Annotated in this window: 8 protein-coding genes and 1 pseudogene; 6 read left to right on the top strand and 3 right to left on the bottom strand. The window is 44.5% G+C overall.

What is annotated here, in order from left to right; all coding sequences use genetic code 11:
- Together K8S15_07385 and ahcY are read left to right on the top strand one after the other, a co-directional pair.
- Positions 1 to 820: methyltransferase domain-containing protein (locus tag K8S15_07385; GenBank protein ID MCD4775859.1), on the top strand; the 820-nt coding region annotated here is incomplete at its 5' end.
- Positions 820 to 2,229 carry an adenosylhomocysteinase gene (ahcY, locus tag K8S15_07380; protein MCD4775858.1) on the top strand — a complete coding sequence of 470 codons (1,410 nt, stop codon included), beginning with the start codon at positions 820 to 822 and terminating at the stop codon, positions 2,227 to 2,229. The genes K8S15_07385 and ahcY, both read left to right, overlap by 1 nt.
- A 139-nt stretch (positions 2,230 to 2,368) precedes the next feature.
- On the opposite strand, the gene K8S15_07375 is transcribed toward ahcY, so the two are convergent.
- The gene (locus tag K8S15_07375) at positions 2,369 to 3,214 is read right to left on the bottom strand and encodes a site-specific integrase (GenBank protein MCD4775857.1); all 846 of its coding nucleotides are present in this window, start codon (positions 3,212 to 3,214) and stop codon (positions 2,369 to 2,371) included.
- A gap of 298 nt (positions 3,215 to 3,512) precedes the next feature.
- Here K8S15_07375 and K8S15_07370 point away from each other — a divergent pair, with 298 nt between their 5' ends.
- Together K8S15_07370 and K8S15_07365 are read left to right on the top strand one after the other, a co-directional pair.
- Entirely contained in the window at positions 3,513 to 5,702 is a 2,190-nt protein-coding gene (locus tag K8S15_07370; GenBank protein MCD4775856.1) for a response regulator, read from the top strand.
- Positions 5,692 to 6,384, top strand: a complete 693-nt coding sequence (locus K8S15_07365; protein ID MCD4775855.1) for an MgtC/SapB family protein — start codon at positions 5,692 to 5,694, stop codon at positions 6,382 to 6,384. Before K8S15_07370 ends, K8S15_07365 begins: the two co-directional genes overlap by 11 nt.
- A 4-nt stretch (positions 6,385 to 6,388) precedes the next feature.
- On the opposite strand, the gene K8S15_07360 is transcribed toward K8S15_07365, so the two are convergent.
- Positions 6,389 to 7,729: an HD domain-containing protein gene (locus K8S15_07360; GenBank protein MCD4775854.1), complete on the bottom strand. Its 1,341-nt coding sequence runs from the start codon at positions 7,727 to 7,729 to the stop codon at positions 6,389 to 6,391.
- Between the two features lie 352 nt (positions 7,730 to 8,081).
- On the opposite strand from K8S15_07360, the gene K8S15_07355 reads away from it, so the two are divergent.
- Both K8S15_07355 and K8S15_07350 read left to right on the top strand, forming a co-directional pair.
- Complete coding sequence (locus K8S15_07355; protein ID MCD4775853.1) at positions 8,082 to 8,390, top strand: nucleotidyltransferase domain-containing protein; 309 nt, start codon at positions 8,082 to 8,084, stop codon at positions 8,388 to 8,390.
- Positions 8,380 to 8,718: pseudogene (locus K8S15_07350) on the top strand (DUF86 domain-containing protein). Before K8S15_07355 ends, K8S15_07350 begins: the two are co-directional and overlap by 11 nt.
- A 6-nt stretch (positions 8,719 to 8,724) precedes the next feature.
- Here the strand turns inward: K8S15_07350 and K8S15_07345 are convergent.
- On the bottom strand, positions 8,725 to 9,009 hold the full coding sequence (locus tag K8S15_07345; protein ID MCD4775852.1) for a hypothetical protein: 285 nt from the start codon (positions 9,007 to 9,009) through the stop codon (positions 8,725 to 8,727).
- Positions 9,010 to 9,016: the final 7 nt, after the last annotated feature.

Below are 9,016 nucleotides of genomic sequence, written 5' to 3'. Positions count from 1 at the left end.
TGGGCTGAGTCAATCAAACGTAAGTCATAGCCTTCGAAAGCTTCTCGATGCCGGGATTGTTGTTCGGAAGGGCAGAGGTATCTGGGTTTACTACAGATTGAACAGGCAGGATCCTGTTAATGGGATGATTCTTGATGGTATTTCCTCAGGTATGAAGGAAATTGAGAATTATGAGAACGATATGTCCGAACTCAGGCTCTGCTACGATAAAAGAAGGTCGGAGGCCAGGGAATTCTTTGACCGTGTTGCCTCAGAACTGGATGATGTGTCTTACCTGATGCCTGATCCGGAAGCTTACTTGGAAGATGTTATTGATATGTATCCCGCGGGAAGTACAATTCTTGATGCCGGGTGCGGTAACGGAGAACTGGTTATGAAGCTTGACCGGAAAGGCATGTCGGTAATAGGTGTTGACCAGTCCCGGGAGATGCTTTCAAAAGCGAGAAAAAAAATTGCAGCTGACTGTAGCGTCTGTAACGTTGAACTCCGTCTTGGTAGTGCTGAACACCTTCCTATTGCCGATTCCTCAGTTGATGGGATCATTGCCCATATGCTTCTTCATCATCTCAGTGAACCTTCCGAGTTTTTCAAGGAGGCTTCAAGAGTTTGCAAGGGTAACGGAAAGTGCATTGTTATCGAGCTTACACCACATGAGGATTTCAATCTTAAGCGGATGCAGGGAGATCTTTGGCCGGGCCTTGACCGGAATGAAGTGAGGGAATGGATGTTATTGGCGGGATTTATCGGGATAGAGGAGATTGGTACGGACGATGAGAGAGTATTCATTATTTCAGGTGTACTGAATGAGAGGAGAGTTTAATGGCTGATTACAAGGTTGCTGATATGTCGCTGGCTGATTACGGTCGGCGGGAGATAGAAATAGCTGAAAAAGAGATGCCCGGCCTGATGGCTGTGCGGGAGAAGTACGGAAAAACCAGGCCCCTGGATGGGATGAGGGTAACAGGTTCGCTTCACATGACCATTCAGACCGCTGTGCTTATTGAAACTCTCGTTGAGCTTGGAGCGGATGTAAGGTGGGCAAGCTGCAATATTTTTTCAACCCAGGATCATGCCGCTGCCACAATTGCTAAAACCGGTATTCCTGTTTTTGCATGGAAGGGTGAGAGTCTTAAAGACTACTGGTGGTGTACCAGGAACGCTCTGAGTTTCCCCGGAGGGAAGGGACCAAATCTGATAGTCGATGATGGCGGTGACGCGACTCTTATGGTGCACAGGGGATACGAGCTGGAACAGGGCTATGCTGAAACAGGCATACTTCCGGAGGATATTGAAGGGCCGGAAGATGAAGTTGCTCTTGTTAGAAATTTGTGCGATGGCATTCGTGAAAATCCTGAGTACTGGACCTCCGTTGTACCTGAAATAGCGGGAGTTTCCGAGGAGACAACAACCGGTGTTCACAGACTCTACAACATGATGAAGACCGGGGATCTGCTGTTTCCCGCGTACAATGTCAACGACTCCGTTACGAAGAGTAAATTCGATAATCTTTACGGCTGCAGGGAGTCACTTGCTGACGGGATAAAACGGGCAACCGATGTGATGGTTGCCGGAAAGACCGTCCTCATCTGCGGATATGGAGATGTAGGCAAGGGGTGTGCCCAGAGCATGAAAGGCTTTGGTGCCAGGGTACTGGTAACAGAAATCGATCCAATATGCGCTCTGCAGGCGGCCATGGAGGGTTTTGAAGTTACTACGGTTGAGGATGCTTTATCGGAAGCGACCATAATCGTAACCGCTACCGGTAACTACAATGTATTAACGGCAGATCATATGAGCAGAATGAAGGATCAGGCCATTGTATGCAATATCGGTCATTTTGATAACGAAATCGATGTTGCGGGTCTTGAAGCCCTGCCGGGTATTGAAAAAGAGGAGATCAAGCCCCAGGTTCACAGATTCCGTTTTTCCGATGGTCATTCCATTTTTCTTCTTGCGGAGGGAAGGCTGGTCAACCTCGGATGCGCGACAGGCCATCCAAGTTTCGTGATGTCCAGCTCCTTCACAAACCAGTGTCTTGCTCAGATAGCTTTAGCTGAGGAAAGGCCTGGAATTGGTGTTTACATGCTGCCGAAACTTCTTGATGAGGAAGTGGCAAGGCTGCATCTCGATAAACTGGGAGTTAAGCTGACGAAGCTGACTCCGCTGCAGGCGAAGTACATCGGTGTTGAACTGGAAGGTCCTTACAAGCCGGAGCATTACAGGTACTGATAACTCTGCATTATCCTTGAAGCCAGCGGTTTTGAAGTTCTCACAGCTTCAGGCGGTGCTGAAGAGCTTGAAATGGTTAAGGAAGAGGGCGACAATTTAACTGCCGCCCCTTTCCGTACCGTATACTGAAAAGTGCCGGTTACTTCTTTAAGAGGAACCTGTCCGCGGGGCTGTTAACCCTGAGTGCACTTCTTTTTTCGGCAAGCTTCATGTAGGGAGATATCATTGAAGGAGTGGTAATTCCCAGAAGGCTTCGCACCAGCTTTCTATCTATACCGTCCTCAAGCATATGAACAGCGAAGCTGTGCCTGAGCCATCCCAGTGTTGCCCGTTTCTCGATACCAACGGCCAGCATCGCCTCGGCGAAGGCTCTCTGGATTGTTCTGGGGGAGATGCAGTTGGTTTTGCCTCTGCCGGGGAACATCCATGGAGAATCGTCTGTTCTCGTTTCAATGTAGTACTTGAGAATATCGGCTATCGAATTTGCCAGTATAGTATCTCTGATGAATTCCTTGTCCTGGTCGTTAACATGAATTACCATGCTATCAAAATCGACAGCGTTCCTGAGAAGATGTGTTGCTTCACCCACCCTCAGTCCTGAAGAGTAGATAAGCATAAGGGCAAGCCTGTATTTCAGCTCATGTACATTGGCGAATATCTGTTTGATCTCATCTCTGCTGAAGATGCCATGGAGAGGAATCTTCTTCGAAATGAGACCTGGACCGGGAAGAGGGTTATCCTTGGAAAGCACATGCTTGTACATGAACCTGATAGCACTTTGGGCCTGGTTAATGTAGGAAAGTGATTTTCCTTCATCAACAAGATCCTCAAGGTATTTTCTCAGAGTGTCCTCATCGAGGCTTTCAGTCACATTTCCGTATGTGTTCTCAAGCCGTCGGATATGAGATAGATAGCTGTTAGCCGTTTTAGGACTTCGCCCGGCTGTTCTCAGTACCTTTCTCGTCTGTTCAACATAATCCGTCATTTCCATACCCCTTTCGGATTAGTGTTATAATGAAACAAGTGAAATAAAAATACGAAACCCCCTCTATGCATAAATTAATCTATTAAAGAAATTAATTGTGTCAAGCCACTTAGTAAAGATTAGTGAAGTAAAACTGACTAAATTTGTATCGATGAGATATGTAATGTATTCATATACACCTTTAGAAAACAGAATATCGAGAGGATTTGTGTTTTCCGGGTGGGTTTTGATTATAACCCTTGACATATTCATTCCATTAACCGAAACTATTAAGTTGATACTTTTGAAACGGAGAGAAATGATCCTTTTCCCTGGCGTATCGTCAAAGGTAATATTGCGGGTGTTGCTGCCCTACATTTTCAGTGTAATCGTGATACTTACTGTCATTGCGGGATATATTCATTTTACTGATGGTGTGTGTTCCCAGGTGGTCCAGATTGAACAGGAACAGGCCATCCGGATCGCCAGGAGTATTACCGGGAACTCCATGAATGAGGAGATGTCCATTGTCATGTTCAACAGCAGCCGGAGTAACGGGTCTGTACATATTGAACTGAAGCCCGAATTTTTGGAACTCTTCAATCTGAGCGCTTTTTTAATGGTGTGTCCGACTATCGGAGAAACACAAGAAGTTATCCCATTCAACGAGAATTCTCTTGCAGAGAGCGCTATAAGCAGCGGTTCGCCAACCATGCAATATATAGAAAGCGGGAATCAGACCAGACTTCTTCTGTTCTATCCCCTGATTGATTCATTCGGGAACAGAGCGATTGCAAGGATGGTTTTTGAAAACGTTCTTGGAACAGATTCTGTTAACAGCAGCAGGTACAATATTTTTATAATGTCAGTAGCAGCTGTTATGCTGATTCTCATACCTTGTTTGTTTCTCAGGCTTGCAGGTTTCAGAAGGAAGATAGAAAAGAAAGATTTCTATAACGGCGATACAGAAATTAAAACTGAAAATGATTTGAAAATCACTAACTCCGATATCTGTCCTTCATCGATACTGAATAATTTTGAGTTCCCTGCGTTGTTTCGGCTGGACAGCAGCGGAACGGTATTTTTCATGAATAATACCGCTGAAAAGCTTATCGACATCTCGAAGAACAATATCGTAGGTATTAAATTCCACGAGCTGCCCTGTTTTTCCGAAGAAGACAGAAATTTGATAGTCTACCCGGAGAATGAAAAACCTGTTGAAATGATTCTCGGTATTATGGATAGTTCAGGCAGTTCAAGGAAATCCACTTTCAGGATTGAACTGCTGAGCAATTTCAGGGAATATACGATCGCTGTTAGAGATGAAAGATATGAAGACGGAAAAGTGATGGAAACAGCTAAATCCGGAACTGATTCGAAGGAGCATGAAGAACCCCAGGGGAGCCTCTCTCATAATGATATTAAGTACATCAGGAAGATTATAGAGGATTGCAGGATTAGATCCTCGGAAAATCCTGCCTGTCTTAATGATCTCGGAATCATATCCGATGTTCTTTCCAATATAGAAAGTGACAACGGAATGAACAACAAGGAAAAGGCTGACACTATTGAGATCTTCTCGGAGCTGGATGCAATTACGGAAGCCCTGAACGATGTGCTTCCGCAAAGGGCTTCAATAGAGTTTGATGTTCCGGGTTTTCTGCCGCAGGTTGAATGCTCCAGAGAAGATTTTACACAGATAGTCAAGAACCTGGCTTTCTATTCACTTGAATCCACAAACGGTCCTGTAAGGATAAAACTGGGTGCCAGGGATGTACCTTCACCGGTATCTGATTCAGTATTCTCAGCGAACTGTGATAGAACAGTTTCAAGATCGGTGTCTTTAAGTTATACGGATGGAACCAGAATGCCTGTGGTACTGAAGGAAGCCCTGCTGGATCCCGAAACCGATCTGTCCGGAATTCAGAGGGATTACGGTTCACATATCTCATCGGTTGCAGCTGTGCTTTCAAGACATGACTGTCATCCCGTATTTACGGAAAGACCCACCGGCACTGCACTCAATATCCTGTTCCGTACAAGAGAAGATTATCTGTTTGATGTATCTCACACTGAATCTCTCCACAGAGAAAACCTGAGCAGTATAAAACTGGCGATCTGTGACGCATCGAGGGCTGTGAGGGAAAGCGTATCCGACATTTTAACTATGTATGGAATTGATGTAAGAAGTGAAGCCGATCTGGAAAGAATGAGAGATTGGCTGACTGAATCCCAGGTGGATTTCTTAGTACTGGATTACTCCGCTTCAGGGGAATCAATGGAAGAAATGCTTTCGAATGTAAGTATAGAGTTTCCCGATATTGAGATAATCCTGACTACAGGTTCATCTGAAGCCGGCAGTTCTCTATACGAATTACTGGGGTGGAACGGCAGAATTCTTATAAAACCCTATTCAGTTGATGAGTTGCTGAATATTATTGAAATGTCTGTTTCCACTGAATTGAATACTGAGAATGAACTGGAAACGGGAGGAACCGATGACTATTGAAAATTGGATTGTGAAACTGGCTCTTTCTGTTTTCCTGGGATCCCTGATAGGACTTGAGCGGGAATTCCATGGTCGACCTGCAGGTCTCCGAACACATATTCTGGTCTGCATGGGAACTACAATACTTACTTTAAGCGGCATTGCCGTAGCGGAAACATTCTCGGGCAGTAATTCTCCTCCCGGTGCAGAGATCAGCAGAGTAATAGCTGGCATAATGACGGGAATAGGGTTTCTGGGAGCAGGTGCGATTATGAGAACGAAAGATATGATTCGCGGCATAACTACAGCAGCCTGTATCTGGTTCATTGCCGCTATCGGAATCGTAATAGGCATTGATCAATATGTTCTTGCAGCTTCTTCAACAGGTATTGCACTACTTATTCTTATTCTTCTTCCATTGTTAGAGGGTCGTCTTGCGGCTCTGCAATACAGAGATGTAATAATCCATGGAGAGAACAGCGATCCGGAAACAATGATTGAAAATTGCACCACTGTCTTAAAAAACAATGGCCTCGGGATCCATGATGTTGATATTGGAATTGATAAAGAAGAAAGCTCCATCACTCTTCTCTACCATCTCAGGATTAGAAAACTTGAGAACAAACTGCAACTTATGAATACTCTTTCAGAAGTACAGGGAGTCATCAACGTTCAATGGCAGAGAGCTTCCGCGAAGATTTAGCCGGTTAGCTCTTTGGAAAAAGCGGCATTGCTGCCATACGGAACAGGTTCTCACATGCTTTCCTGACTTTATTCTTTATTTCCGGGCTGCAGCATACGGTAAGATAATTCCTGTTAGGTTGTGCCCTTGAAAGGTATTCGGCGAATGGCGGATCGATCTTCTCAAGAGGCAGAATATTCCCTGATTTGTCTATGTACTTGATGTCCAGCTTCGTAAACCTTTCCTCAGATATCTTTACTGCTTCCAGGGGCATGTCCACAAGTATGTACCCTGGATCCACTCCGGCTGTTTCAGACAGTTTTAATGCAAGACTACCGGCTTTTTGGGATGGAGTTTCATGTGAACTGCCGATTGTGTTCAGGAAGGAGATATCACTTTCGTCAAGTGTTGCTGCATCTATTCTGAATACCTGAGAGAACAGCTTCTGTCTGTATTTAACCCTCCAGGCCATATCCCTCACCCATGGATCCTTTGATTTCTGCACGAGAAAACTCAGTATCTCATCATCGGTCAGTATGTGGAAATCATCTATTTCTTTCAGCTCAACGATACTTCTTCTGGAAGCTGCGAGAAGCATCATATCCACTATCCTTGTTTTCTTGTGAAGGTAGACACTTGAATACATCTGCATCCGTGCGAAGAGGAAATCACGTATGGCTTCGTGTCCCTTGCTGAGGAAAACGATGTTATCGTTCTCAATCTTCATGGTTGAAATTATCCTGTCCATCTCTATATGACCGAAAGCGACCCCTGTGAAATAGAAATCTCTCTGGAGATAATCCAGCATATCGGCATCTACCTCACCGAATATCATTTGCTGCAGGTAACGCGGTCCTTTAAAAGTGCTGCAGATAAGGTCTGCTACGTCCGACGGGTCAATATCGTATGACCTCAGTATTTCGGGAATTCTCCCTGCTCCTTTTATATTGAAAGTTGAGTCACCCCTTACCAGATCCGCTACAAGGCCCATGTGGTCAACGCCGTTCATTTCTATGTAAAGTGGTTCCAGCGTATGTGACCATGGTGTATGCCCGATGTCATGAAGCATACCCGCAGCCTGCAGGAGCTTACGGATACCAGTTTTTTCCATATCCGGCATACCCTGCATATCCTCAAGAACGTGCTTTCCGATGGTGTCGGCAAGGTAAGAGACACCCAGTGCATGTGAAAGACGCATTCCGTGTGCGCCCGGGTAGCACTGAAATGTAGTACCTAACTGGTGTATAAAACTGAGCCTTTGAACCTCCACGGTTTGGATCAGTTCTTCCTGGAGCCCCGAAAGACGGATATTTCCATGTACAGGATCTCGAATGTACATTATCTTGTGATTTTCCTGATTTTTCATTTCTGCCTGTATCTCCATCCGGTCTATGTACTGATGAATCTGATATTCGGTTCAACTTATTTTAATGCTGGCTGCGAAACTGATTTTGGGAGCAGCATGAATATATTTAGCGAATTTTCTTGCGAAAGTAAACAAAGGTGGTATTGCATAGTAAATAGTAGGAAAGTGGATTTTCCACAATCTCTTGATTTGCTTGCAAAGTAACCTAATTCGTCCCGATAACCCTCCGATTCTTGTTGTGTTCTTGTACGAGACAGAGACCGGAGATATATTCATATGTGGTTGAGGAAAACATCTTCAGAGTAAGTTCCTGAAACGGCTCAGTTACAGCTAATGTTAAAAGAGAAGAGCAATGCAGAAGATTCTTGAAAGAAACATGCTTGACCTTAAGAACCTGTGTCTGGCATTTGGAGTAAGAAAGCTCTATGTGTTTGGCTCAGCAGTTTCTGGTAATTTCAGAGATGACAGTGATATTGATTTTCTTTTAACGCTGTCTGAGAACCTATCGATACAGGAGTATACCGATAACTATTTTTCGCTGCAGCATAAGTTGAGAGAGCTCTTTGATAGAGAGATAGATATCGTAACAGAAAGAACTTTGTCGAACCCATATTTTATAGAGAGTATAGATGAGACCAAGGAATTGATCTATGAAGCGTGAGATCAAGAAACACCTTTATGACATCAAAGTCTCGATTGACTCTATAGAAGAATTTATGGGGGAGAGATAGAGTTTTATTGATTATCAGGAAAACAAACTTCTGCGACGTGCTGTTGAAAGAGAGATAGAAATCATTGGTGAAGCAATGAGTAGGATCCTTAAGCTGGATGAGTCAATCAAGATTGAGAACTCACGGAGAATAGTTGATGCAAGGAATTGGGTTATACATGGATACGACAAGGTTGATGATGTTGTAATATGGGGAATAGTATTAAATCATCTGCCTAAGCTTAAAAAGGAAATCGAAAGATTATTGGATGCAGGCTAATCCCTATTACCTGCCACTGGTATCACTCGCCATAATATCCACTGATGTCTCGCCTGCCGTAAGTGGCGGATCGTAATAGTTGAAGACAGCCGTGAGATGCTCTGCAGATACCACCTGTCTGTCAAGAAGCTCGTAGGGGTACATCCCGGTATCCGGATATCCTACCGGGTCCCAGACTTCTGCGTAGAAGTCGCTTGTATCCCATGGGTAGGCAGATGAATGGTAAGTAAAACCAGAATTCCGAGTAGTCCAGTCCCAGGGCGTACGATCCTGGATCGAAGTCGGTAACATGAAACCA

Origin of the sequence: Candidatus Aegiribacteria sp. (genome assembly GCA_021108005.1) — a bacterium.
In the GTDB taxonomy this organism is placed as follows: domain Bacteria; phylum Fermentibacterota; class Fermentibacteria; order Fermentibacterales; family JCC-6; genus Aegiribacteria.
The sequence above is the reverse complement of the archived record's forward strand: the minus strand, read 5'-3'. Positions and strand labels throughout refer to the sequence as shown.